Origin of the sequence: Sphingorhabdus sp. (genome assembly GCF_044338195.1) — a bacterium.
Lineage (GTDB): Bacteria > Pseudomonadota > Alphaproteobacteria > Sphingomonadales > Sphingomonadaceae > Sphingorhabdus_B.
Map to the genome: position 1 here is coordinate 1 of NZ_JBIIMC010000028.1, position 24,851 is coordinate 24,851.

The window sequence follows — 24,851 nt, forward strand, 5'->3', positions numbered from 1 at the left end:
CCGATCACACAATGTGCTGCTATTCTGAGTTCTTCCCAAATGACCAAAGAGAATCGGTCCTCTGGCCATGGGAAGGCGCGCCATTAGCGCCAGCAGGCGGTCGGGTCAAGTAGTGCCCACACGTTCGGCGAGCACGGCATTTTCAATCCGGATCCGCCACCACAATAACGCAGCGTTCAATATCGAAAACGTCAGCGCCATCGCGGGTGCCCCAAGCAGGAGCGGCAGCAGCGCGATTTCCAAGACCACCAATGCGTAATTTGGGTGCTTGATAAACCGATATGGCCCGCGCTTCACCCGCGGGAAATGCGGCGCGCTGATAATGCGGGTCGTCCACCACCGGCCAATGCTGGCCAGCGTCCAGAAACGGAATGTCTGGCTGGCGACGAACGCGTTGAGCAATAACAGGTTCGGCCCCGCTGTCGGCTCCGCAAACAGCGCAATCGACACAAGCCAACCGCTGTGCAGCAATATGAACAAAGGATAATGCTTGGCCCCATGCTCACGGCCGCCTTCGGCCAGCAAACGCCGCGTATTGGCGTTGGCATAGGCCAATTCGGCAAGCCGCTGGATAATGACATAGGCAAAGACCGCCTGTGCCCAAAATGGCCAATCAAACAGGGTCATGGCGCAAGAACTCCCATCGCACCGACAAATCCGGGACCAAGCGCCGTCAGCAAGGTTGGCTTTACAATTGGCCCAGCTGCCAACAAAGCGTCCAACACGAACAGCACCGTCGGCGAGCTCATATTGCCATGCGCACGCAGCACCGAACGGGTCATTGCCAAATCATCACCCAGATAGTCCGCAAGCGCATCGACAACACGGCCGCCGCCCGGGTGGCAGGCAGGCTCGGCCATCTCCGACTTCTCAATGCCGTGCCGCGCCAAGAAATCGTCGCAGACAGGCGCAAAATGGCTGTTCACGAACACAGGAATGTCGCGCGCAAGCACCAGATCAAAGCCCGTGTCGCCGATTTCCCAGCCCATCATATCCAGCGTGTCAGGCCACACATGGCTGGCAAAGGCGGAAAGCACTGGACCCGGCCCTGCCCCAATCACCGCCGCTGCGCAGCCATCGGCGAACAGGGCAAGCGCAACCATATCCTTTTTGTCCATCCGCGCATGGTCATATGCAATGCTGCACAGCTCAAGGCTTACGAGCAGGACGGGTTTATCCGGATTGGCGCGGAACAGGTCTGCAGCAACGCCAAGGCCAATGACCCCGCCCGCGCAGCCATAGCCAAATAAAGGTACGCATCGCGTGTCGGGCGCAAAGCCCATTTTCGCGATCATCCGGCTCGGCAGGCTTGGCGTCATGGTTCCTGTCGTTGACACAAACACAATCTGACCGATGTCGGCGGCATTGACGCCTGCACGATCAAGCGCCTGTGCCGCGGCAGCCTCAAACAGAACTGCTGCAGCGTCGGCATATACCGCTGCGCGACCGGCCCAAGAACGCGGCGCAAAATAATATTCAGGCGGCATCGCAATATGCCGCTGATCAATGCCGGTATTGCCCAGAATATCCGCCATGCGCGCCGGCAACGCGTGACCTTTGGCCTGCGCCAATATCGACAAGACCTGATCTTGCGTAATGCCATGCGGCGGCACAGCGGTTCCAAGCGAAAGCAAGCGGGGGGAAGTGGGGGTCATTACGCAATCAGCTACGCCTGTTATCGGCTTTGCGCTAGGTAGACTTTACCCTACCCCGATTTAGTCCAACACACATATCACCCTCTCGCAAATGCAGCGCGAAGATGACAAGCATGGCGGGGCTTGATAGAGGACCGCCAAACCGAAATTGAAAGAAGCACTGAACATGAATGCCATCACCCGTCCCGTCCGTACCCGGGTAGCACCTTCACCCACTGGCGATCCGCATGTTGGCACAGCCTATATTGCGCTCATCAACTATTGCTTTGCCAAGAAGCATGGCGGGCAATTCCTGCTGCGGATTGAGGATACCGATCAAGTGCGGTCAACGCCGCAATCGGAAAAAATGATTCTGGAATCGCTCCGCTGGCTGGGACTTAGCTGGGATGAAGGTCCGGATGTCGGCGGGCCGCACGGGCCCTATCGCCAGTCGGAGCGGAGCGCGATCTACACCGAACATTGCGACCGCTTGCTGGCCGATGGCCATGCGTTCAAATGCTATTGCACGCCTGAAAAGCTTAGCGCCTCGCGTGCGGCCCAAATGGCGGCGAAGTTGCCGCCCAAATATGACGGCACATGCCTTTCGCTCACCTCGGACGACTGCGCGAAGCTTGACGCAGACGGCGTGCCGCATGTTGTCCGCATGAAAATTCCGACGACAGGCAAATGCATCGTTCAGGACACATTACGCGGCGAGATCGAGTTTGAATATTCGGTGGTCGATATGCAAGTCCTGATGAAATCAGACGGATTGCCGACCTATCATCTGGCCAATGTTGTCGATGACCATCTGATGGGCATCACACATGTCATGCGCGGCGAAGAGTGGATTTCGTCGGCGCCAAAGCATTTGTTGCTATATCAATATTTCGGCTGGGAACCGCCAGTGCTCACGCATTTGCCGTTGCTGCGCAATGCCGACAAATCAAAGCTGTCAAAGCGGAAGAACCCGACAAGCATCTTATATTATCAGCGCGCAGGTTATTTGCCGCAGGCGATGCAGAACTTTCTGGGACTGTTCATCAAATCCGCGAGCGAAGAAGACGAAAAAACCTCGCTGCAAACGCTTATCGACGAATTTGACGTGCACAACATATCGCTCGGTGGCCCCGTGTTCGACACGTCAAAGCTGGACTGGCTGAATGGCCGTTATCTGCGCGAAGAATTGAGCGTTTCCGAGTTTCTGGACGCCGTAAAAACATGGGCATTGAATGACAGCTATCTGACGCCCATCGCCGAAATGGCGCAGGCGCGGATTACCAAAATGTCCGACCTTGGCGGGCTTACCGCCATGTTCTTTATGAACCGTATTGAAGGCATGACGCTTGAGCGGCTGCGCGATGGCGTGAAGCTGGAACAGGATGTGCAACGCGCGGCCTATACGATTGCGTTGCAGCAATTTGACGGAATGATCGAATGGCACCGGGACGGTGTTGAGGGAACATTGCGCCGCACTGCCGAAGTTCTGGATGCCAAGTTGAAGGATGTTATTCGGCCATTCTACCTTGCCATAACCGGAAGCGCGCAGGGCGTGCCCTTGTTTGACGCCATTACCCATCTTGGCCGCGACATCATTCGTGAACGGCTGCGCCACGCCATGGAGCTGCTTGGACCAGCGACATCGAAAGAGGTCAAAGCTTGGACCGACTTGCTGACGGCCCCGCCAAAGGCAGAATGAGCCGCCCTTCCATACCAAATGGCTGGGAAGCACCCTTAAGCGCGGCACTGGCCAGCGAAGGCATGGCTGCACTTGCACGGTTTTTGGAGGCCGAGCAGGCGGCGGGCAAAACCATATACCCGGAACACACCGCATGGTTTCGTGCGCTTGAACTGACCCCGCTCGATCGGGTGCGGGTCGTCATTTTGGGGCAGGATCCTTATCACGGCCCGGGCCAAGCCCATGGTCTGAGCTTCAGCGTGCCGCCGGGCGTCCGGCCGCCGCCAAGCCTTGTGAACATTTACAAGGAACTGGAAAGCGATCTCGGCATACGCCGTCCGACCCATGGCTTTCTGGAGCATTGGGCAAAACAAGGCGTGCTGTTGTTGAACAGCGTCCTGACAGTCGAAATGGCCAAGGCCGCTTCGCATAGCCGGAAAGGATGGGAACAGTTTACCGACGCGATTGTTGGGCGCGTGAATGACAAGCCAGAACCGGTCGTGTTCATGCTGTGGGGCGCCTATGCCCATAAGAAAGCGGCCAATGTCGATACCAGCCGCCATTTGGTGCTGAAGGCTGCGCATCCATCGCCATTGTCCGCCTATAACGGGTTTCTGGGCTGCAAACATTTCTCGCAATGCAATGCCTTTCTGACTAGCAATGGTCAGCCTCCGATTGATTGGACCTTGCCCGATGCGGTTTAGTGAACAGCCCCACCGCCGTTTCAATCCGCTGAAAAACGAATGGATTTTGGTGTCGCCGCACAGGGCAAACCGTCCGTGGCAGGGGCAGCAGGACAGGCCAGACAATGAAGTGCGTCCAATCCATGACGCGAACTGCTATTTGTGCCCGGGCAATGAACGTGCTGGCGGGGTGCACAACCCCGATTACAAACATGTCTTCATTTTCGACAATGACTTTGCCGCGCTGATGCCGGGAGACCGCGACGAAACGGACGAGGACAACGCCTTGTTTCGTGCCGCACCTGCGCATGGCACATGCCGGGTCATCTGTTTCTCGCCAGACCATGGAAAGACATTGCCTGAAATGCCCGTGGCCGAGATCGCCGCCGTCGTCGACAATTGGGCTTCGCAAGAAGCCGAGCTGTCGGCCAACCATGCTTATGTGCAGGTCTTTGAAAACAAAGGCGCGATGATGGGCTGTTCCAGCCCGCACCCGCACGGGCAAATATGGGCCACCGATTATGTCCCCGCCGAACCGGCGCGTGAGGACGAAACGCAGGCCGAATATTTCGAAAAACACCAAAGCGCGATGCTGCTGACTTATGCGGCACAAGAGGCAGCGGAAGGAGCGCGCACCGTCGCCATGAACGACCATTGGATTGCGGTGGTACCTTATTGGGCAAGCTGGCCGTTTGAGGTCCTCCTGCTCCCGCGCTTTGCTGTCCAGCGGCTGTGTGCGCTGACGTCCGCACAACGCGATGACTTAGCGGACATCCTGAAGGCCGTCACGACCGCTTACGACAATCTGTTCCAGACAAGCTTCCCTTATTCAATGGGGTGGCATGGCGCGCCAAGCGCAACGCCCGACGCCCCGCACTGGCAACTGCATGCCCATTTCTATCCGCCCCTGCTGCGTTCCGCGAGCGTGCGCAAGTTCATGGTGGGCTATGAAATGCTGGCCGAAGCGCAGCGCGATCTGACGCCCGAAGCGGCGGCCGAACAATTACGGGCGCAAAGCAAAATCCATTACCGGAGCAAGGCATGACGCCGCTCGATAAGGCGCTATTGGACAAGGTCCGCGCCGCCTTTGCCGCACAATTTGGGTCAGCGCCTGATCTCGTGGCCCGCGCGCCCGGACGGGTAAACCTGATTGGCGAGCATACCGACTATAATGACGGGTTTGTTCTGCCCTGTGCCATTGGCCCCTCGACGATGGTTGCCGCCAGCAGGCGTGACGATAACGCCGTGCATGTTGTCGCGATGGACTTTGACAACGCGGTCGATGCGTTCGACCTTAAACAACCCATCGAACGCAATGCGGACCAGCCATGGGCCGATTATATACGCGGCATGATAGTGGCCCTGCAGAATGACGGGCATGCACTGACCGGCGCGAACATGTCCATCGCGGGCAACGTGCCCAAAGGCGCGGGCCTGTCGTCATCGGCCTCGCTTGAGGTCGCTGTCGGCAAAGCGATGCTTGCCTTGGCCAATATCGAGATAGACCACACGCGCCTCGCGCAAATCGCGCAAAGTGCGGAATGCGATTTTGTGGGCACCAAATGCGGCATCATGGACCAGCTCATTTCCGCCCAAGGCAAAGCCCGCCATGCGCTCTTGATCGACTGCCGAAGCCTTAAACTGACCGATGCCCCCGTACCTGATGACATTGCCATCATGATTGTGCATTCCGGCGTTACACGTGGGCTGGTCGACGGGCATTACAACGAACGACGCCGCCAATGTGAGGCGGCAGCCAAAGCCATGGGTGTCGCCGCGCTGCGCGATGCGAACCTCGTTATGCTTGCGGCGGCGGGGCTTGATGCCGTCACAATGTCGCGGGCACGCCATGTGATTACCGAGAACCAACGAACTTTGGATGCAGCGGACGCGCTTGCGAGAGACGATCTGACCACGCTTGGGGCACTTATGGCGCAAAGCCACGCATCGATGCGCGACGATTTCGAAATTACCGTTCCGGCCATCGATGAACTGGTCGCACTGCTGCAACGCGCGATAGGTCCTGTGGGTGGCGCACGGATGACCGGCGGCGGCTTTGGTGGTGCCTGTGTCGCCGTCATGCCAGCGGCCCGCATCGATAAAGTCCGTGCAGCTGTTTCTGACGCGTATAAAACGCCGGAAGGCGAATCGCCACTGATCATGGTTGAACGCCCCGGCCCGGGGGTCGCTATTTTATGAAGGATATTAAGGTGCGCCGTTTCATTCGAGAGCCGCTGGTACAGTTTTTGGCTGCAGGTTCCGTGCTGTTCGTGCTGATGAGCCAGTTCGGTTCGGCCGACAGTCTGGACCGAAGCATTACGATCAACGAAGAGGAAGTCGCGCGGCTTGCATCCCAATGGGAGCAGACGTGGCGGCGCCCGCCGAACGCGCAGCAACTCGACAGCCTGATCCGCGATTACATCAAAGAAGAAGTGTATGTCCGCGAAGCTATGCGGCTTGGACTTGATGTGGACGACCCGATTATCCGACGTCGGTTGCGTGCCAAAATGGAGTTTCTAGCGACCGCTGAAATCCAGAATATGGAACCAACCGACGCCGAGCTCCAACGTTATTACGATACCAAAAAATCCGTTTATGCTGCGCAACCCGCGTTCAGTTTTGACCAGCGGTTTTTGGGCGAAGATGAGAATGTGGCGCAAGATTCTATGCGGATGCTCCTCCAAGGAAAAACACCGCCTTCGCAAGCATTGAGCGTTCCCCAAAACATGGAAGACGCCGAGTGGGACAGCGTATCGCGGCAGTTCGGCGATGATTTTGCCAATAGTCTGCGCAATGCCCCGCAAGGAAAATGGTCCGGTCCGGTGCGCTCAGGCTTTGGCTGGCACGCCGTCCGCGTCCGCAATGTCATTGCAGCAGGGACGCCAGCCTTGTCAGCTGTCCGGCAGCGCGTATCGAACGACTGGCGCGCCGAGACCCAAACCAAGCGTGAAGCCGCCGCATATCAGGCGTTGCTTGACGGATACGACATTCGCATTGCCAAGCCATGATATTCCGACTGCTTCTTTTGATCATGCTTGCGGCCGGCCTCTCGCCCGCACAGGCCGATGATTTGCAACCCGGCTATTTGGAATTGCGCGAGCGAGTTAGCGCGCCAAATGCGCACCCATATGATGTCACGTGGAAAGCACCCATCAAGCCGGGCCTCGCAACCGGAGTAACACCCACATTCCCGAACGATTGTGTTGCGACACCGCCCGAACGCAGCGTCGACGGCGCGGCGCTTTTGGTGCGCTGGGCGATCAATTGCAAAGCGCCGTTGGCGGGTCGCGCAGTCCGTCTGGATGGTATGGAGAATATGGCGGCTGACGCGCTGCTGCGCTATCAGTCTGCGCGCGGCGTGACGCAGGCTGCACGGCTTACACCGTCGAATCCCCAAGCGGTGATAGCGCAACGGCCAGATCGGTGGCAGGTTGCCCGCACATATTTCATCACAGGCGTTGAACATATCCTGATGGGATATGACCATCTGTTGTTCGTGCTGTGCCTCGTGCTGCTGCTCAATGGAGCTTGGCGGGTGGCGGGAACCGTCACCGCCTTCACAATCGCGCATTCGCTGACATTGGTAGCAACGACGCTTGAGCTGATCAGCGTTCCGGGGCCGCCGGTTGAGGCGGCTATTGCCTTGTCCATCGTGTTTTTAGCGGTTGAGGTTGTTAAACGCGACCCCAGCGCGCCGCGGCTTTCGGAACGTATCCCGTGGGTTGTCGCCTTCCTCTTTGGATTGCTGCATGGCTTTGGCTTTGCGGGGGCACTGGCGGAGATCGGGCTTCCGCAAGGCGAAGTCCCCATGGCGTTGCTGACGTTCAACCTGGGCGTCGAAGCTGGGCAAATCGTGATCGTTTGCGTGGCGATGATCTTCCTGTCCCTGCTCCGGCGGATCAACGCGCTTTATGCAGCGCGGTTTCAGCGCCTAAGCGCTTATGCCATCGGCAGCATCGCCGTCATGTGGCTTCTGCAACGCGTCTTGGGCGTCAGCTAGCGCCTAAAACCCCTGTGCGCGGGCAAACCCAAGGAATAGGTCTGGCCAAGCCTCCACGGGCTTCCCAATGGCCTTTCGCAAGCCAAAGCCGTGACCGCCATGGGCAAAGACATGGGTTTCGGTCAAAATGCCTTTGGCCCGCAATGCCGCACGCATCAGGTAGGCATTTTCAACGGGCACCACATCGTCATCCTCGGCATGCAGCAAGAAGAATGGCGGTGCGTTATCCGGCACATTCATATGCGGGCTTAGCCGCTTTTCGGCCGCAGCCTTCGGTGCTGCCCCAAGCAGCTTTTCACGGCTGCCGGCGTGCGCGTTGGGTTTCTGCATGGCAATCACGGGATAGATCGGCGCCGCAATAAAGGGACGCGCCGACAGCGCATCGGCGTCATCGACCGGTTCATATGTTTTTACGTCAAAGCGTGTTGCAAGGTCCGCACATAGATGACCACCAGCGGAAAAACCCATCGCGCCAACGCGTGCGGGGTCAATGCCATAGGTTGCGGCACGCGAGCGGATCAGGCGCATCGCCCGCTGCGCGTCCGACAAACCGACATCAGGTCCTGCCGCCCAGCCTTCGCCCGGCAGGCGGTAGAATAACACAAAGACTGTGTAGCCGCGGGCGGCAAGCCAGCGACCCATTTCATAGCCTTCTTTGTCCACGACGACCCAGCGATAGCCGCCACCCGGTGTGATCAGGACAGCGGCCCCATTTGGCTGGCTTGGGCGGAATACGACCATGCGCGGACGGCTGATCCCGAATACGGCGCGGTCGGTCAGTTGGGCGTCGGTTGAACGTTCGTTCACCGTTTCAACCAATGGCTTCGCTGGCGCACCGGGCGCGCCATCGGGCCATAGGTCAATGGTTTCGGTGGGCTGATACAGCCCGCGCGGCACGGGCGCATTAGCCCCCGGAGGTGGTGTTTGCCCGAACGCCGTTCCTGCCATGCCGGCGGCGGCGAGTGCCATGACGGTGCGTCTGTCGAAGGTCATATTACCTCATATCTAAAATGATTGATCCGCGCGCGCGATTGCCCAGTCACATACAGCCCTGGGCAGACTGTTTTTCAAATAAAAAGGGCCAGTCACGCATTGCAATGACTGGCCCCATTTTTACGTTTTAGACAATCCGCAGATTACATTTTGAAGCGTGCACCAAACAGGATGGTCCGGCCAAAATGGTTGTTCTCATAGTTGCGGTCCGCATCAAAGTCGGTGAACCGGTAACGATAGGTATCCAGCAAGTTGTTGCCTTCTACAGATACTTCCATCCACTCTGTCAGCTTGTAACGGACAGAGGCGTCAAAGTTGGTGGTTGCGCCATAACCTTCCAAAATGTTGCCTGTGCCGCTTGCGCCTTCATGATAGCGGCCACGATAGCTCAGCATCCCGCGGGCGCTGAACTTGCCGTCATCATAATAGAGCGTGCCGTTAAATGCCTTTTTGGTGACATTGCCCAGCGTATTGCTGATAACCGCACTCTGCAAAGCGCCACCTGGGGCAATTGCTGGGCCTTGGACATTGAAGGTCGCGTTTGAGTCAATGAACGTGGCGTTTGCAAGGATGCCGAAGTTGGACAGCATGCCATCTGTGAACGCGCTGAACGGAATTTGCGCAGCGAGCTCAAGACCCTTCAGTTTCGCACCCGAACCATTGACGGTGGTAGCCAGCGTCCAACGTGGTTCAAGCTGTTGCGCCGGGTTCAAAGCCGCTGGCGATGCGGGGCTGAGCACCGATGCAGGCAGACCGGTTTGCGCAAATGTCGCACCGGTAATCGACGCCGATTGCGTGAAGGTGCCGACATCCTTTTGGAATAAGGCGAGTGACAACACAGCCTGAGGCGCAAAATACCACTCAAGCGACAGATCGTAATTTGTCGCGCGGAATGGTGCAAGGAACGGGTTACCGCTGGTGACGCGGTAGTTAAATCCGTCAGCCGAACCACCTGGTGTCAACGAACCCAGCGTTGGGCGCGTCATCACGTCTGCAACCGCAAAGCGCACGATGGTGCTTTCCGTTGGGTACAATGCGAGGTTTGCCGATGGCAACCAATCGTCATAGCTACGGGTAACCGTTGCGTTCACGCCGCTGACAAGGCCATATGAAGACTGGTCAGTCTTCGCATAACGGATGCCTGCATTCAGCGCATATTCCACCCCAAAGACATCGCCCTTGGCATCCGCTTGCAGATAGGCACCCTTGGTCGTTTCTTGAACGCCGCGAATGTTACCCGCGTCATTGACCAGCGCACGGCTATATAGGCCGGTGAAAGCCGTCGTCGCTGCCAGATTAGGCACGATCCAGCCATTTGAGTTTCCAGCTGGCTGACCCGCGTTGCCCAGGCTGAACGCTTGCGACAAAGCGGGCGTCACCGCAAAACCATAAACGGCTGTTGGCCCAAACAGGCTGCTTGCCGAGCAAGTGATTGTGCCCGCTGTGCTGGTTACCAAGCTTGTGCCGCCGTTACCGCAAACAGCGGTATCACGGGTGTAGGCTTCGGCATCGAAGTTGAACCGGCGCCATACGGCACCCGCCTTCAATGTGATATTTTCACTGACATCCCACTCGGTCCGCAACTGTGCGGTTTTGAAGCGGTTGGTCACGTTCGAAGGCCGGTCTCGGATTTCTGCAAGCTGGAAGTTTGCAGGATCCATGACGCTGGTTCCGAAAGTCAGCTTTGGACGCGCCATATCCCGATAGTCATAGCTATAGCCCATCGCATCACGGTCGTCGAAAATGACCGTCGTTTCAACCGGGATGTCGGCGTTGGATTTTGACACGCCACCCAATGCGGTGAAGCGCAAATTATCCGTAACGTCCTGATCCCATGTGCCGCCAACCTGATAGAATTTGGTTTGCGATTCACGCAGATAATGCTCGGTACGCACCCAAGCATCATTCAGCGTCGCCGCAATCATGTTGTTGTTGGCGTCATAAATGGGGTTCACGACGTTGATGGAACGCTCGTTAGAACGCAGCAATACTTCGCCCCATTGCTCTTCACGTGACGCATCATATTTTGAAAATAGGGCGTCGATCGAAAGCTTGGTTGCGTCGCTTGGCGAATATTGCACCGAACCGGTCAGGCCCAAGCGCTCACGTTCATGGGCAACTTCGCCGTAACGCGGAATACGCGGGTGGAATGTCGTCGCTGCACGGTCACACGCTGCGCTAGGCACATAGGTGCCGCCGCTGTTTGTAGTCGTGAAGCAGTTGGTTGCGTCGACGCCGTCAAAACGCGCCTGGGCCCAACGGACCGAGTTGTTGCCAAGTTCCAATGTGCTGGTTTTCGAATAAGCGGCCGAAATCGACGCACCGAGCGTACCGGCATCATTACGCCAGCTCAGCAAACCAGCAACGCGCGGTCCAAGGTCTTTCGCCAAATCATTGTACGAACCCACAACTGACAGTGCGCCGTTAAGACCAGCGCGGCCAGCCAAAGGATTGCCCGTATTCAGGTCGACAACCGCACCCAGCGAACCTTCGTCAAGCGATGCCTCGGCGGTTTTACGAACCACAAGGCTGCTGAAAAGCTCGGATGCAAATACGTTGAAATCGAAAGCACGGTCGCGGTTTGCAGAAGCGCCGTCTGTCGAGGTCGCAATGGTCTCCATGCCGTTAACGCGGACGCGCGTGAACTGCGACGAGAGACCACGAACCGTGATCGACCGGCCTTCGCCGCCATCACGGCTGATCGAAATCCCTGGAATACGCTGAAGCGATTCCGCAAGGTTCTGGTCAGGAAATTTTGCAATGTCTTCCGCCACAATGGCGTCGACTGCAGCGACGGAATCGCGCTTCAGGTTCAGCGCGGCTTCCAACGAGGCGCGGAAACCGGTGACAACAATTGCATCACCTTCTTCTGCAGGTGCAGTTTCAGCGGCAGCATTTTCGGCTGCGGCGTCTTGCGCATGGGCTGTGCCTACTGCCAAAACGCTCAATGAAACCGCCGACAAGAATTTCGTCGCATTTTTGCTAAATTCGCGCGATCCAGATTTAATCATTCCCACTTCCCTTCCCAATTACCGGTATTGATACCGGTGTCTTTTTGATTCGAGACGCGATGAAATCCAGCGCATCCTCTCCGTTCCGGCTGCGTATTTTAACGCTATATTGCCGTTTTTAATAACTTCGGGCACCTGTCGGGCGATGGGCAGTTTGACCCACACGCACTTAAGGTAACCGGTGTCATTTATACGTTGCTGCGAACTTGGCTTCATGTCAAGATAGCTTCCAAGGAGATGGATATGCTTATTCGGATGTTGTTGCTTTTGGGCCTCACTTGGGCTGCGGTTCCTGCGCAGGCACAAACGCTTGCCTTTCCCAATGCAGTCGGTTGGGCGAAGGAAACAATCGGCGGGCGCGGCGGGCAGATAATTCGCGTCACCAGCCTTGCGGCAGACGGGCCCGGAACGCTGAAAGCAGCCATCGAAACAAAAGGCCCGCGGATCATTGTGTTCGAGGTTGGCGGCGTCATCGACCTCAAGCGCACATCACTTGAAATCAAAGAGCCATTCCTGACCATTGCCGGACAGACAGCGCCCTCACCCGGTATCACTATTATCAAGGGCGGCATCGATGTGCGCAGCCATGACGTCATCATCCGGCATATCCGGGTTAAGACCGGCGCAGACGGACAGGCAAAGCGCAGCGGCTGGGAAGCAGACTCTCTCTCCACTGTTGCGGCACATAATGTGATCATTGACCATTGCACCTTAAGCTGGGGCATTGACGAAAACATGTCGGCAAGCGGGCCACGCTTCACCGGAAAAACCGTCGAAGAATGGCGCAACGGAACCAGCCGCAACATCACCTTTTCGTACAATCTGGCGGCCGAAGGCCTTGCCGATAGCAGCCACCCAAAGGGTGAGCATAGCAAAGGCTCACTCATTCATGACAATGCGACAGGCATCCTGTTTTACCGCAACATTTGGGCGCATAATGTCGAACGCAGCCCGTTGATCAAGGGCGGTGCACAGGCGGCGATGATCAACAATTTGATCTACGATCCCGGCAAGCGCGCGGTGCATTACAACCTGATGGCGCTCGAATGGGCTGGCCAGCCTTATGTGATGGGCGAGATGACAGCCGTCGGCAACGTGATGCGCGGCGGCCCCTCCACCGACAAGGACTTGCCGTTTCTCATGCTCGGCGGCGACGGTGATCTGCGCTATCATGGGCGCGACAACATTGCGGTCGATAAATTCGGCAACCCATTGCCGATGTTTGGCCGCTATGGCGAAACGCGCGCCAGACTGATTGAAGTGAAGAAACCTGTTATCTGGCCGTCGGACATTGCCGTCCTCCCTGCACGTGATGTTGAAACCCATGTGCTGGCCAATGCGGGCGCACGTCCGTGGGACAGGGACGCAGATGATATCCGCGTGCTGTTTTTCATCGCCGAGGGGCGCGGTGAAATCATCGACGATGAGAAAGAGGTCAGCGCCTATCCATCGCCAAAGCCAACAGCAGCGCCATTTGTAGAGGCCGATTGGGATCTTAATACCATGGAGCCCAAATCCGGTCTCTATCCCGGCCAGAAGGCACCGGCGCAAGAAACCATGTCGGCACGCGATCGGGCTATGCGGCAGTGAACCGCGGCATATGATTTTCTCCCTGCTCATGCTCTTGGCAGCCCCGCCGATGGTCGTGGTCAACGAACGCGATGTTGTTCGGCGGGAAGCGCCGCCCCATGGCGCAATCGGCATGAGCACCGCCTATCGCATCAGCGACGTTGTACCGCAGCCGCGGACGATGGAATTTCGCAAACGGGTGTTGCACAAAGGCGCGGCTATCGGGCTACACCCTATTGCGCATGACGAAGTCTATTATGTCCTGTCGGGCGAGGGCGAAGTCACTTCCGACGGCGTATCGCAACGGCTACGCCCCGGGATGGCGGCTTATTTATATAACGGCGCTGTGGTGGGCATAAGGCAAATCGGCAACAAACCCCTCAGCCTCATCATCAGCTACCCCGTCACGCCCAAATAGGGGGCTTAGGGTCAGGGCCTAGGTGCCGGGTTGAATATAGGGAATGCGCGCAAATAGTTCGCGTTCCCACTTGCGCGGATCATTCTCCACGCGGCTGTTCTTGTCAAAGATCATCGTTTCACGCTTCGCCAAACTATAGGGCTGCCAGCCCGGATTGCCGGTGCGCGCAAAGCGCACAAATGCATCCATCATCCGCACGCTCATCGCCTGCTGTTCCATCGATGGTTGGGGGACAGTTCCGAACGAGAGCGCGATATCGTCGGTGTGCTTGGCCTGTTCAAAATCGAGCTGATACACAAAGGCGGGGGCACCTGCTTTGGCGCGTTCTTCGGCCTCGATAACCTGGCCACGCCAACTGCGCGCGGTGGTCACGATGCGGTGGAATAAATCCAGTGGCGACGCATCCGGATATTGCGATCGGAATTGCCGAACCACCCATTCGGGCTGCGCATCAATCCGCATTTCCGGGGCAACGCGACGCGCCAGATTATCGAAATCAAGCCCAGTCAATTGTTTGGCATTCGGCGCGTAAAATGCCCGCGATTCCAGCACCGTATTCCCCAACATCATGGGAATATCCAATGATTGCGGCGCTGCGTCTGGCCAAAATGGATGCCGGTGCAAATGACGCATATCGAGCACGGGCCCCATATACACGCCGCCGCCCAATATCGGATCTTGCGCCGACAAGGCCGCGACCAACTGTTCGGCCGACGCTGTTGCGGGGTCTTGCCCGTTCAGTGCGGCCTGAAACGCGGCCGCGCGCTTTTCTGCGTTCAAGGGGCCCGTTGCGGTCACTTGCTGGCCGCTCATGGTGATAGCCTTGTGAAACAGACCCTTGGCTGCGGGCATTGCCATCAAAGTCGCAATTTTCGCGCCGCCGCCCGATTGGCCAAAGACCGTCACATTTTGGGGGTCACCCCCAAATTCGGCAATATGCGCCTGAATCCATTGCAGCGCGAGGATCAGGTCCAATTGGCCCGCATTACCGCTGTCGGGAAAGCGTTGGGGCACATATAAATAGCCAAAGGCATTGAGCCGATGATTGACGGTCACGACAACAACATCGCCATGCGTTGCCAGCGCCGCGCCGTCATTTACAGGGTCCGTGACGCTTCCCGTTGAATAGGCTCCGCCATGGAAATAGACCATGACCGGTCGGGGCTGCTTTGACTTTGCCTTCGGGGCCCACAGATTGAGGAACAGGCAATCTTCGCTTGCCGGAAGGTAACGGTTGCCGGGCTGCGGACAGGCGGGCGCGAATGACGCAAAATTACCCGCTGAGGGTGCAACAAATGGCACAGCACGCGGCGCAGCGAAGCGTTCGGCGACGCCGTATCTGATGCCTTTTATAATGCGCAGATGTGATTGCGCTTTGGACGCATATGTCGGCACCGCAGCGATGGCCATTGCCCCGCCCAAGACAGCCCGGCGGCTGAAATGGTTAGCGCCTGACGTCAAGATTTCCGTCGACAAACGCGTCGATGTCAGCCTGCCCAAACAAACTCGCATCACCCGGCAAGGAATGTTTGAGGCATGTCAACGCAAGACCCGTTGTCGCCAAAGCGTCCGCATCGCCGCCCGCAAAATGCGCATGCAGCACACCGGCGGCAAAAGCATCGCCTGCGCCAATGCGGTCGATAATGCCGGTGACATCAACCTCGTCCGTTTGGGCAAAGCTGTCGCGCAAATCGACACGCGCCGACAGTTGGTGATGATCCGCGCTGACGAGATGCCGCGCGGTCGACGCAATCAATTTTAACGATGGAAATGCATCAAAAGCCGCCTGTGCCGCTTCGCGCCTGCGGTCGGCACCGTCGCCGGAGAAATCCTGACCGAGCACCAAAGATATATCGCGATGATTGCCGAACAATATATCCGCCATGCCGATCAATTCGCTCAAGATCGCGCGCGGGTTGCTGTCCCAACGTTCCCACAACATCGCGCGATAATTGCCATCAAATGAAATCGGCACGCCCAGGCGCACCGCGGCTTTGGCGGCTGCTAATGCGGCCTCGGCAGATTGCGGTCCCAGTGCCGGCGTAATGCCGGACAAATGCAGCATCTGCGCATGTGCGAGCAATTCATCCCAATCAAAATCCGCTGCGGTCGCTTGCGCAAAGCTTGAACCCAAGCGGTCGTAAACGATTTCGGAAGCACGCAGCCCCGCGCCCTGCGCCAGAAAATACAGACCCATGCGTCCGTCGCGTATCTGAACCTTTTTGCAGTCGACACCATGCGCGCGGATCGATGACACCGCGCCGCGCCCCAACGCGTTGTCGGGAACCGCGCTGACCATCGTCGTCGCATGCCCCAAATGCGCAAGGCCAACGGCAACATTTGCCTCAGCACCACCCACTTGGATGTCAAAGGATGGCGACTGCATAAGCAGCTCCCGCCCCGGGGCCGTTAGCCGAATAAGCAATTCACCGAAGAAAACGACTGGCTTTGACATCACCGGACGTTAGCGCGCCAACCAGCCGCCATCAACGGCCAGAATGTGGCCATTGACATAGTCAGCAGCGGACGACGCCAAAAACACAGCAGCGCCGCCAATATCTTCGGCCTTGCCCCAACGCCCGGCCGGAATGCGCTCAACGATCTGGCGGTTACGGTTTTCATCGGCTTGCAAAGCTGCCGTATTGTTGGTTTCGATATAGCCCGGTGCAATCGCGTTTACATTGATGCCCTTTGCCGCCCATTCATTGGCCATCGCCTTGGTCAAACCGCCCACGCCAGATTTCGACGCGGTGTAGCTCGGCACGCGAATGCCGCCCTGAAAGGTGAGCATCGAGGCGATGTTAATAATCTTGCCCGAACCTTGCGATATCATGCCTTTGGCCGCAGCCTGCGACAGGAAGAATAAGGTTTTGAGATTGGTGTCGATCACCGCATCCCAATCTTCTTCGGTAAAATCTACAGCATCATTGCGGCGGATGATCCCGGCGTTATTCACCAAGATATCCAGCCGCCCGAACGCCGCCTGTGTTTCATCAACGACGCGCGCGACAGGCTCAATGGAGGACAGGTCAGCGGTTATGTTCACCGCCTTGCGTCCATTTGCTTCGATCAAGGCCAGCGTTTCTGTTGGTGCGGAACGACCCGCGACGGCAACATCAGCGCCTGCTTTTGACAAGGCGACGGCGATTGCCTGACCAATGCCCGTATTGGCACCAGTGACCAGCGCCGTTTTGCCCGAAAGATCAAATGGCGCGGTCATATCAGGCTGCCACGCTCCGCAGATAGGCGGACATTTCTTCATCTTGCGAATTGGCGTAGAAATATTCGGCGAAGCGTTCACCGGCAATCGCAGCCTTCAGCAGATCCTGATCGACCGTTTTGAGGACGGTCAGCATGTCGCGGCAAGAAGCCGCCTTTACATCCTTCAATATGCCTCGGTTGGCAGCCATGAAGTGCGCGCGCTCCTTGGGGTAACCCGCGCCGCCTTCATTTTCGAAAATCTTGCGGTAGCAATCTTGCAGGTTCAGTTCCGCCGCCCAGCCAAAGCCTTTTGCATAAGGCATCGACATCGCGTTGCCGTCATTGATCTGGCTGAACAGGAACGCATCGGTCGGGTCGATCACAAGGCCACAAAATACGCCGGGCATTGCGTTACAGGCCAACATGGACCCCATTCCGGTGCCGCAACCCGTCACGACAAAATCAGCCGCTTTGGAGTTGAGCAATATTCCGGCGAGCAAACCGTTCATGACATAAGTCAGCGACGCAGTATCCTCTGCGCTATACATGCCATAATTGAAAACCTGATGGCCCAATGGCTCTGCGACTGCAATCAGTGCATCGTTAATGATGCTGTTCTTAGCCGCTTGGCTATTTTCGGTGATCAGCGCGATCTTCATAAATATCCTTTCCCGTCAAACCCGATGGTTTGTTATCAAAAACTGCATTGAAGGTAACCGGTGTCATCTGCAAGTGCAATATCGTCATTTCATCGGCGGAGCGACCGAGCCGCGCCGCACGAGCGTCGACACGAAGGTCGATGGCTCTTGATCCTCTGGCGATACAGATGTCGCATCGCCGATGATCTTAAGCGCCGCCGACCGACCCATGGCAACAATGGGCCAACGCACCGTTGTCAGCGGCGGCCAAACCCGCGCTGCAATGGGCGTGTCATCGAAACCGATGATCGATAATTCTTCCGGCACGGCGATGCCGCGTGACCGCGCCGCGAACAGAACGCCTGCGGCCATTTCGTCGTTGCACGCGAAAATCGCCGTCGGCCGCGGCTGCAAATCAAACAGGCTTTCGGCCGCAGCAATGCCCGATTCGAACGTATATTGCCCATCGGCGATCAAGCTGCGGGGCAGCTTTATACCCGCTTCGGCCAATGCGAATTCAAACCCGTCGCGCCTGACTTGCGCCGAGTTAAAACCATGCGGCCCGGAAATCAGTCCAATGCGGCGATGTCCCTGCGCGATGAGGTGACGAGTCGCCTCAATCACCGCATCCCTGTCATTGGACGCAACCATATGATCCGGATCATCCAACACGGACGATCCCATGCGCACATATTTGCAGTTCACCTCTTCACACAGGCGCGCGAGGGCATCTATTTCCGAAATAGGCGGCAATAAAACGACGCCATACAGCCGTTGTCGCACCAAAAAGCTGCGCACATCGTCAAGCATGTCCGGCGAACTCCTGTCCACCGGACGGACAACAAGTTCAAAGTCGGTGTCACGCAGCGCCTCCAATATGCCTTGCTGCATATTGAGTATCATCTGCGCATTCGGGTTGTCGTGGACAAGGCCAATCAGGAAATTGCGGCCCAACGCCAGCGCACGCGCCTGTGGATTGGGGACATATCCGGTCTCCCGAATAACCGCCTCAATCTTTTCCCGCGTATCATCATGCAAGGAGCCAGAGCGGTTTATGACGCGGCTAACGGTCTTTTTCGACACCCCGGCAAGCCGTGCGATATCGTTGATCGTCGGCTTTGACACCGCCTTGTTCCGAGGTTTTGGGACGCTCTTCATATAGGCTGCATAGCAAGAATTGCATGTCGATACAGCAAAAGTTGCGAACAATATTTGGCGCATCCTTGCAAATGACACCGGTTTCCCATAACAATGGCGATAATGAGATTTTCAATGAGGGACGCAGATTATATCTGCGCAAACGGTCGTCGATGATGCCAACAGAAATTGCCAACCAATTTGTTGCAGCGCGGCGTCACGGCCGTCATCTGCCGGAATATCCGGGCCCCATTCCTGAAAGCTTGTCGGCTGCTTATGCGGTTCAGGACGCGGCGATTCATGCGACTGGGCAGTCCGTCATTGGATGGAAAGTCGGGCGTATTTTCCCGCCGCTGTCTGAAAAATTTGGCGCAAACCGTCTGGCCGGCCCTATCTTTACCGCGCACACTTTGTCGGCGGATGCTGTCGCGTCTGGCAACATATTCACCGGCGGATTTGGCGCAGCCGAGGCTGAATTTCTGATCAGGATCGGCTCCGACCTGCCGCTTGGTAAGCAGGATTACACGCTGGAAGACGCCGAACGCCAGATCGAAGCGGTTCATGTCGGCATCGAAATTGCAAGCTCGCCCTTGCCCACCATCAACGAGTTGGGACCAGCCGTGACCGTTTCGGATTTCGGCAACAATAACGGCTTGATCATTGGCCAAGCGATACCCGATTGGCAGAACAGCAACTTTGCCGACTGGGTCGTTCGGTTGGAAATTGATGGCACCGTCGCCGGAAGTGGCTCGGCCAACAGCTTCCCCGATGGCCCGCTTGGCGCCGTGCGCTTTCTGCTCAACAATTTGGGTGAACGCGGCATAGCCATCAAAGCGGGCACATGGATTTCGTCGGGCGCCGTGACGGGCGTGCATCAGGTTACGCCTGGTCAATCGGTACAGGCATTTTTTGACACATCATTGTTGGTAAGCTGCACAATAGAGGCCGCGCCAATCGTCTGAATACATCTATGAGAGGAGGATTTATGGAGACCGCTTCAATTCCGGAACGAACTGGCCGATATCGCTGGGCGATCATAGCCCTCTTATTCTTCGCAACGACGGTCAATTATATTGACCGCACCATGCTCGGGCTGCTCGCGCCCACGCTGCAGACCGAATTAAATTGGAATGAGGACGATTACGGAAATATCGTCACCGCATTTCAGGCGGCATATGCGCTTGGATTTTTGTTCATGGGCTATGTCATCGACAGATTTGGCCCGAAGATTGGGTATTCGATTGCCATTACGATCTGGACGGTTGGCCATGTCGCCCACGGCTTTGGCGGTTCGGTCGCATCGTTCATGGCCGCCCGTGCGGTTCTGGGCATCGGTGAGGCGGGCCATTTTCCAGCGGTTGTCCGCGCCAGCAGCGAGTGGTTTCCGCAAAAGGAACGTGCTTATGCCATTGGCTGGGTCAACTCCGGTACAACCATTGGCGTCATCCTAACCGCGCCGACCTTATGGCTGTTTATGCAGGCCTTTGGGTTCGGCTGGCGCGAGACATTTATTTACTCGGGCCTATTCGGCGTTGTGCTGCTTGGGCTTTGGCTGTGGCTATACAGCAACCCGCGCGAAAGCGGCAAAGTCAGCGAAGGCGAGCTCAAATGGATTGAACATGATCCGCCCGAAAAGATCGAAAAGATTGGCTGGAGCCGGATTGTCCGCAAGCGCGAGGCATGGGCCTTTGCGACCGCAAAGTTTCTGACCGATCCGGTTTGGTTCCTCATGCTGTTCTGGCTGCCCAAATATTTCAGCACGACCTATGACGTCGACCTTAAGGTCGTGCTGTTGCCGATGATCATTATGTATCTTCTGTCCGATGTCGGCAGCATTGCGGGCGGATGGTTCTCATCACGGCTTATTCAACAGGGGCGGACACCGAATTTCGCGCGCAAGGTCACCATGATTATGGCCGGCCTCTGTGTACTCCCGCTGCTCTTTGTTACGGGCGTGAGCAACATGTGGCTCGCGGTTCTGCTCATCGGCATCGCGCTGGCCGGGCATCAGGCGTTCTCCACCAACCTGCTGTCCATTCCGCCAGACATGTTCCCGAAACGGGCCGTGGGCAGCGTGATTGGTCTTGGCGGATTTGCCGGCGGTATTGGGGGTATGATCATGGCGAAGTCGACCGGTTTGGTTCTTGATGCGACCCAAGGCAATTACACCATCATCTTTGCGATCTGCACCACGGTGTATTTCCTCGCGGTTGCGGCCATCCATTTGCTGTCGCCGCGCCTTGCAAAGGTTGAAGTGCAATAGGCGATGACGCCACGCTTCATCATTGCCAATGCGCGCGATAATGTTGCGATAGCCATTGCGGACCTTGCCCCCGGCGATGTCCTGACAAACGGGTGCATGGTCGCCGAACCCATATCGGCCGGTCATAAGGTTGCCTTGACCGCGATTGCCAGCGGCGACGCGGTTATCAAGCTTGGCCAACCCATCGGCCTTGCGTCTGAAGCCATTGCCGCGGGTGCACATGTGCATAGCCACAATTTGCATTTCGCACGCACACCCGCGGGCAGCGAGACGGGGGTCGACCTGCGCACGCCCGATCCGATCGAGGCCAGCTTCGACGGATTTGTTCGTGCCGATGGTCAAATTGGCACGCGCAACTTCATCGGCATTTTGACGTCGGTGAATTGTTCTGCGACAGTGGCGCGCCGCATTGCGGCCCATTTCACCCCGGAACGTCTGGCTGCCTTTCCCTATGTCGACGGCGTCGTCGCCTTCACCCACCATTCGGGATGCGGCATGGCGAAGGACGGCCGCGGCATTGAAAATCTGCGCCACACCATCACAGGATACGCCACGAACCCCAACTTCGCCGGCGTCCTTTTGGTGGGGCTTGGCTGCGAGGTGAACCAAATTCAGGACATGCCCGGCTTTCGCGGGGATGGGCTGAATATTCAAGACGCGGGCGGGACGGCTGCGGCGATCAGCGCGGGCATAGAGATTGCCGAACGCCTTGTGCGCAGCGCTAACTTATGTCGTCGCCAATCGGTCTCTGCTGCCAACCTCACCATCGGCCTGCAATGCGGTGCGTCCGACGGCTATTCCGCGATAACCGCGAACCCGGCGCTTGGTGCAGCCGTCGACCGGCTGGTGGCCGCAGGCGGCCGCGCCATCTTGTCCGAAACGCCCGAAATTTATGGTGCTGAACATCTGCTCGTGCGCCGGGCCGCGTCGCCAGACGTTGCGGATACGCTCGCCGATAGGCTTGTCTGGTGGGAGGAATATGCAGCGCGCGATGGCGCAAGCCTCGACAACAACCCGTCGCCGGGGAATAAGGCGGGCGGCATCACCACCATTCTCGAAAAATCCTTGGGCGCGGTTGCCAAGGCAGGCGCAACACCGCTCAACGCGGTCATTGACTATGCCCGAAAAGTGACGGCCCCCGGCCTGACGTTCATGGACTCGCCGGGATATGACCCATGTTCTGCGACTGGCCAGATTGCAGGCGGCGCGCATTTGATTTTGTTTACAACGGGCCGTGGCTCGGTCTTTGGATCGATCCCGTCGCCGACCATCAAACTCGCATCCAACGCTGCCCTCGCGCGAAATATGGCGGACGACATCGATGTGGATTGCAGCGGCATATTAGACGGCGTCAGCGTCGATGACATGGGCGCGCAGATATTCGCCCGCATTCTGGAAACCGCCAGCGGCCGAAAAACGGCGTCGGAATTGCTTGGCCTTGGCGAAAACGAATGGGTGCCGTGGATACCCGGCGCAACCTATTGAATGGAGGCGCGCTTATTTAGCGCCCCAACGCACAGCTCTTAAAAACCCATGAAGCGGACATTGCCTTCAACCGGTTCGCGCTGACGTTCAAAAGCATTCACCGCAGCCTCTTCATCACGGTAGCCAATGGCAATGCCGCAGAAGAAGATATGCGTCTCATCCGACACGCCGATGAACTCCTTGATGAGCTTTGCATGCATGGCGAGGAATTCTTGCGGGCACGTGTCCAAACCTTCGCCACGCAGCAGCAGCATGATTGTTTGCAGCCACATGCCGACATCCGACCATTGCGGCGAACCCATGCGGCGGTCGAAATAGCACATCAGCACAGCAGGCGCTTTGAACGACATGACATTGTTGTGCACGAATTGACTGCGCGCATCGGCGTCGGCACGGCCAATACCCATTGCCTGATACATGGACGCCCCAACCTGTTGCAGGCGCGCCTTACATTCCGGGATGACTTCGGGCTCTGACCATGAATATTCGGGCGGGTTCTGCATCGGCGATGCGAGCATCTTTGTCTGCAGCTCCGCAAGCGGCTCCCCAGTGAGGATCGTTGCCTCCCAAGGTTGGAAGTTACAACCAGAAGGCGCCCACCGCGCCATATCCATGACCCGATGCAGCACATCCAAAGGAACGGGATCGGGCTTAAACGCCCGGATGGAACGACGGGACAGTACGGCTTCGCTAACAGTCAGATTGTTCATGCCGTGCTTCCTGCCGCGCAAGTCACGACCGGTCAAGCAGAAGTAACTTATGTGCTGCCGGTCACACAGGCCAACTGGTATCCCTAACGCTAAGCTGTCAATATCTGCCGTCAACGGTACATGATGCGAACGCCGTAAACTGTTAAACTACACCGTTGCTCTTAGAGAGTTCGCTTTGGACTTTGCACCCGGGCCATCCCGAATAGGCCAATAAGATTAAAATAATGGGCTCGCACTTAACTCCGAACGCTCTATCGGTGCAGTTAAGTCATAAGTTTTTGCTAGCCCTTTAACGACATCCAGAAACCAATCTGGCGCGTCTGGGCTTATGAAAATTCGATCAACTAGTTGACCTAAATCGACGGCTACATATTTTATTTCGTCCAAATCCTGTCCCAAGCCAACGCCGTCACAAATGATGGCTCGAGCCTCCCTCTCGGAGGAAAATGACATGCGTTTGTGCACCAATGGTGCAAACAGACTATTATATGGGATCTGATGTGCATTATAATTGATGTATGAAACCTGCCCTATGAAGCAATTATCCGGCAATAGCTCTGTTAGCGTCCGATAGCTGGTTCGTATGCACACGGCTTCATCAGATGCACTGTACACCTTCCACATTGCCAGTGATTCGTGTTCGTTCATGTGCCAGCAGCTAACGTAACTTGATTTGATCATTTGTCTTCGTGCATCGCTTACCTGTTGAGCCATGTCTAAAAGCGTTTCGTCATCTAGCGTTTGATAAGGATCGGTGCTGTTACCGTTTTGGCGGGCCTCAATCACTCTCGGAATGTGTAGAGCATTCGAGACGGGAACACTGCCCTCAAAAGGATCGCCCAACCTATCCGCTCTTGGAAAGGCCAATGACCGTCGTTGAAGGAGGTCAGCAAATTTCGATAAATCCATGTAACGCCACAAAGGGACATCGGGGTCGAGCGGTTGAAGGAAACTGGGGTGGTTAACTTGTGCTGCCATTTTCGAAGTTTCTTTGAAACACCCTGTTAGCTTTTGACCAACGGGTCTGCGTTTAGATTGATAACTCAAATAGGTACTAATGGCCGGCTACCAAGCATTGAATTGGTTTTTTTACTCACCCTGCAAAACCCATTCTCGCCAGATGCCCATCAAGCTCACCCGCCTTGAGAAGGGTATGTATCCCTATGACAGGGCATGGTTCGCGATGGAACGACCTGCTCCGATACAACACGGGCACCGCCGGTCAGATTGCATCTGATGGCTTCATCTATTGAAATGAAGAGAAAAAATGGTGCCGCCTATAGGATTCGAACCTACGACCCCCGCATTACGAATGCGATGCTCTACCAACTGAGCTAAGGCGGCGCTGGCCTGTTGGCCGTGGGGAGCGCATAGCCAAGTGCGTCTGTGAGTTCAAGTGACCTTGTGCCAAATACGCGGACCGCATGGAAT

General features: G+C 56.9%; 22 protein-coding genes and 1 tRNA gene. 11 read left to right on the forward strand and 12 right to left on the reverse strand.

Annotation, left to right across the window (positions count from 1 at the left end; translation table 11 throughout):
• Nucleotides 1–105: 105 nt before the first annotated feature.
• On the reverse strand, nt 106–627 hold the full coding sequence (locus tag ACIQZK_RS08320; protein ID WP_397575719.1) for an isoprenylcysteine carboxyl methyltransferase family protein: 522 nt from the start codon (nt 625–627) through the stop codon (nt 106–108).
• Nucleotides 624–1,655: a type III polyketide synthase gene (locus ACIQZK_RS08325; protein ID WP_397575720.1), complete on the reverse strand. Its 1,032-nt coding sequence runs from the start codon at nt 1,653–1,655 to the stop codon at nt 624–626. Before ACIQZK_RS08325 ends, ACIQZK_RS08320 begins: the two co-directional genes overlap by 4 nt.
• A gap of 166 nt (nt 1,656–1,821) precedes the next feature.
• On the opposite strand from ACIQZK_RS08325, the gene gltX reads away from it, so the two are divergent.
• The 6 genes from gltX to ACIQZK_RS08355 are packed head-to-tail and all read left to right on the forward strand — an operon-like array spanning nt 1,822 to nt 7,995.
• Complete coding sequence (gltX, locus tag ACIQZK_RS08330; protein ID WP_397575721.1) at nt 1,822–3,333, forward strand: glutamate--tRNA ligase; 1,512 nt, start codon at nt 1,822–1,824, stop codon at nt 3,331–3,333.
• The gene (gene ung / locus ACIQZK_RS08335) at nt 3,330–4,016 is read left to right on the forward strand and encodes a uracil-DNA glycosylase (protein WP_397575722.1); all 687 of its coding nucleotides are present in this window, start codon (nt 3,330–3,332) and stop codon (nt 4,014–4,016) included. Before gltX ends, ung begins: the two co-directional genes overlap by 4 nt.
• Nucleotides 4,006–5,040, forward strand: a complete 1,035-nt coding sequence (locus ACIQZK_RS08340; RefSeq protein ID WP_397575723.1) for a UDP-glucose--hexose-1-phosphate uridylyltransferase — start codon at nt 4,006–4,008, stop codon at nt 5,038–5,040. Before ung ends, ACIQZK_RS08340 begins: the two co-directional genes overlap by 11 nt.
• On the forward strand, nt 5,037–6,194 hold the full coding sequence (galK, locus tag ACIQZK_RS08345) for a galactokinase (RefSeq protein ID WP_397575724.1): 1,158 nt from the start codon (nt 5,037–5,039) through the stop codon (nt 6,192–6,194). The genes ACIQZK_RS08340 and galK overlap by 4 nt, the downstream gene beginning before the upstream one ends.
• Nucleotides 6,191–7,003 (forward strand): peptidyl-prolyl cis-trans isomerase, encoded by an 813-nt coding sequence (locus ACIQZK_RS08350; protein ID WP_397575725.1) that lies wholly within the window; start codon nt 6,191–6,193, stop codon nt 7,001–7,003. Before galK ends, ACIQZK_RS08350 begins: the two co-directional genes overlap by 4 nt.
• A 23-nt stretch (nt 7,004–7,026) precedes the next feature.
• Nucleotides 7,027–7,995: a HupE/UreJ family protein gene (locus ACIQZK_RS08355; protein WP_397575726.1), complete on the forward strand. Its 969-nt coding sequence runs from the start codon at nt 7,027–7,029 to the stop codon at nt 7,993–7,995.
• Between the two features lie 3 nt (nt 7,996–7,998).
• On the opposite strand, the gene ACIQZK_RS08360 is transcribed toward ACIQZK_RS08355, so the two are convergent.
• Both ACIQZK_RS08360 and ACIQZK_RS08365 read right to left on the reverse strand, forming a co-directional pair.
• A complete protein-coding gene (locus ACIQZK_RS08360; protein ID WP_397575727.1) occupies nt 7,999–8,988 on the reverse strand; it encodes an alpha/beta hydrolase in 990 nt (329 codons plus the stop codon).
• A 143-nt stretch (nt 8,989–9,131) separates the two neighbouring features.
• A complete protein-coding gene (locus ACIQZK_RS08365) occupies nt 9,132–11,999 on the reverse strand; it encodes a TonB-dependent receptor (protein WP_397575728.1) in 2,868 nt (955 codons plus the stop codon).
• Between the two features lie 243 nt (nt 12,000–12,242).
• Between ACIQZK_RS08365 and ACIQZK_RS08370 the strand changes: the two genes are divergently transcribed.
• Both ACIQZK_RS08370 and ACIQZK_RS08375 read left to right on the forward strand, forming a co-directional pair.
• On the forward strand, nt 12,243–13,589 hold the full coding sequence (locus ACIQZK_RS08370; RefSeq protein ID WP_397575729.1) for a polysaccharide lyase family 1 protein: 1,347 nt from the start codon (nt 12,243–12,245) through the stop codon (nt 13,587–13,589).
• 10 nt (nt 13,590–13,599) lie between these two features.
• Nucleotides 13,600–13,986: a cupin domain-containing protein gene (locus tag ACIQZK_RS08375; protein ID WP_397575730.1), complete on the forward strand. Its 387-nt coding sequence runs from the start codon at nt 13,600–13,602 to the stop codon at nt 13,984–13,986.
• Between the two features lie 18 nt (nt 13,987–14,004).
• Here the strand turns inward: ACIQZK_RS08375 and ACIQZK_RS08380 are convergent, their stop codons facing one another.
• The 5 genes from ACIQZK_RS08380 to ACIQZK_RS08400 form a co-directional block, all read right to left on the reverse strand.
• On the reverse strand, nt 14,005–15,396 hold the full coding sequence (locus ACIQZK_RS08380) for a carboxylesterase/lipase family protein (protein ID WP_397575739.1): 1,392 nt from the start codon (nt 15,394–15,396) through the stop codon (nt 14,005–14,007).
• Between the two features lie 34 nt (nt 15,397–15,430).
• A complete protein-coding gene (locus ACIQZK_RS08385) occupies nt 15,431–16,441 on the reverse strand; it encodes a PfkB family carbohydrate kinase (RefSeq protein ID WP_397575731.1) in 1,011 nt (336 codons plus the stop codon).
• A 9-nt stretch (nt 16,442–16,450) separates the two neighbouring features.
• Entirely contained in the window at nt 16,451–17,206 is a 756-nt protein-coding gene (gene kduD, locus ACIQZK_RS08390) for a 2-dehydro-3-deoxy-D-gluconate 5-dehydrogenase KduD (protein WP_397575732.1), read from the reverse strand.
• 1 nt (nt 17,207) lies between these two features.
• Nucleotides 17,208–17,846, reverse strand: a complete 639-nt coding sequence (locus ACIQZK_RS08395; RefSeq protein ID WP_397575733.1) for an RpiB/LacA/LacB family sugar-phosphate isomerase — start codon at nt 17,844–17,846, stop codon at nt 17,208–17,210.
• A gap of 84 nt (nt 17,847–17,930) precedes the next feature.
• On the reverse strand, nt 17,931–18,983 hold the full coding sequence (locus ACIQZK_RS08400) for a LacI family DNA-binding transcriptional regulator (RefSeq protein ID WP_395634918.1): 1,053 nt from the start codon (nt 18,981–18,983) through the stop codon (nt 17,931–17,933).
• Between the two features lie 71 nt (nt 18,984–19,054).
• On the opposite strand from ACIQZK_RS08400, the gene ACIQZK_RS08405 reads away from it, so the two are divergent.
• Genes ACIQZK_RS08405 through ACIQZK_RS08415 form a run of 3 tightly spaced genes read left to right on the forward strand, consistent with a single transcriptional unit; the run spans nt 19,055 to nt 22,710 of the window.
• On the forward strand, nt 19,055–19,924 hold the full coding sequence (locus ACIQZK_RS08405; protein ID WP_397575734.1) for a 2-keto-4-pentenoate hydratase: 870 nt from the start codon (nt 19,055–19,057) through the stop codon (nt 19,922–19,924).
• 23 nt (nt 19,925–19,947) lie between these two features.
• Entirely contained in the window at nt 19,948–21,225 is a 1,278-nt protein-coding gene (locus ACIQZK_RS08410) for an MFS transporter (RefSeq protein WP_397575735.1), read from the forward strand.
• Nucleotides 21,226–21,228: 3 nt separating this feature from the next.
• Nucleotides 21,229–22,710 (forward strand): UxaA family hydrolase, encoded by a 1,482-nt coding sequence (locus tag ACIQZK_RS08415; RefSeq protein ID WP_397575736.1) that lies wholly within the window; start codon nt 21,229–21,231, stop codon nt 22,708–22,710.
• Between the two features lie 38 nt (nt 22,711–22,748).
• Here the strand turns inward: ACIQZK_RS08415 and ACIQZK_RS08420 are convergent, their stop codons facing one another.
• From ACIQZK_RS08420 to ACIQZK_RS08430, 3 genes are all read right to left on the reverse strand, one after another.
• Nucleotides 22,749–23,420, reverse strand: coding sequence for a nitroreductase (locus ACIQZK_RS08420; protein WP_397575737.1), 672 nt, complete (start codon nt 23,418–23,420; stop codon nt 22,749–22,751).
• 216 nt (nt 23,421–23,636) lie between these two features.
• A complete protein-coding gene (locus ACIQZK_RS08425) occupies nt 23,637–24,398 on the reverse strand; it encodes a hypothetical protein (protein ID WP_397575738.1) in 762 nt (253 codons plus the stop codon).
• Nucleotides 24,399–24,688: 290 nt separating this feature from the next.
• Nucleotides 24,689–24,764, reverse strand: a tRNA-Thr gene (locus tag ACIQZK_RS08430).
• Between the last annotated feature and the right edge of the window lie 87 nt (nt 24,765–24,851).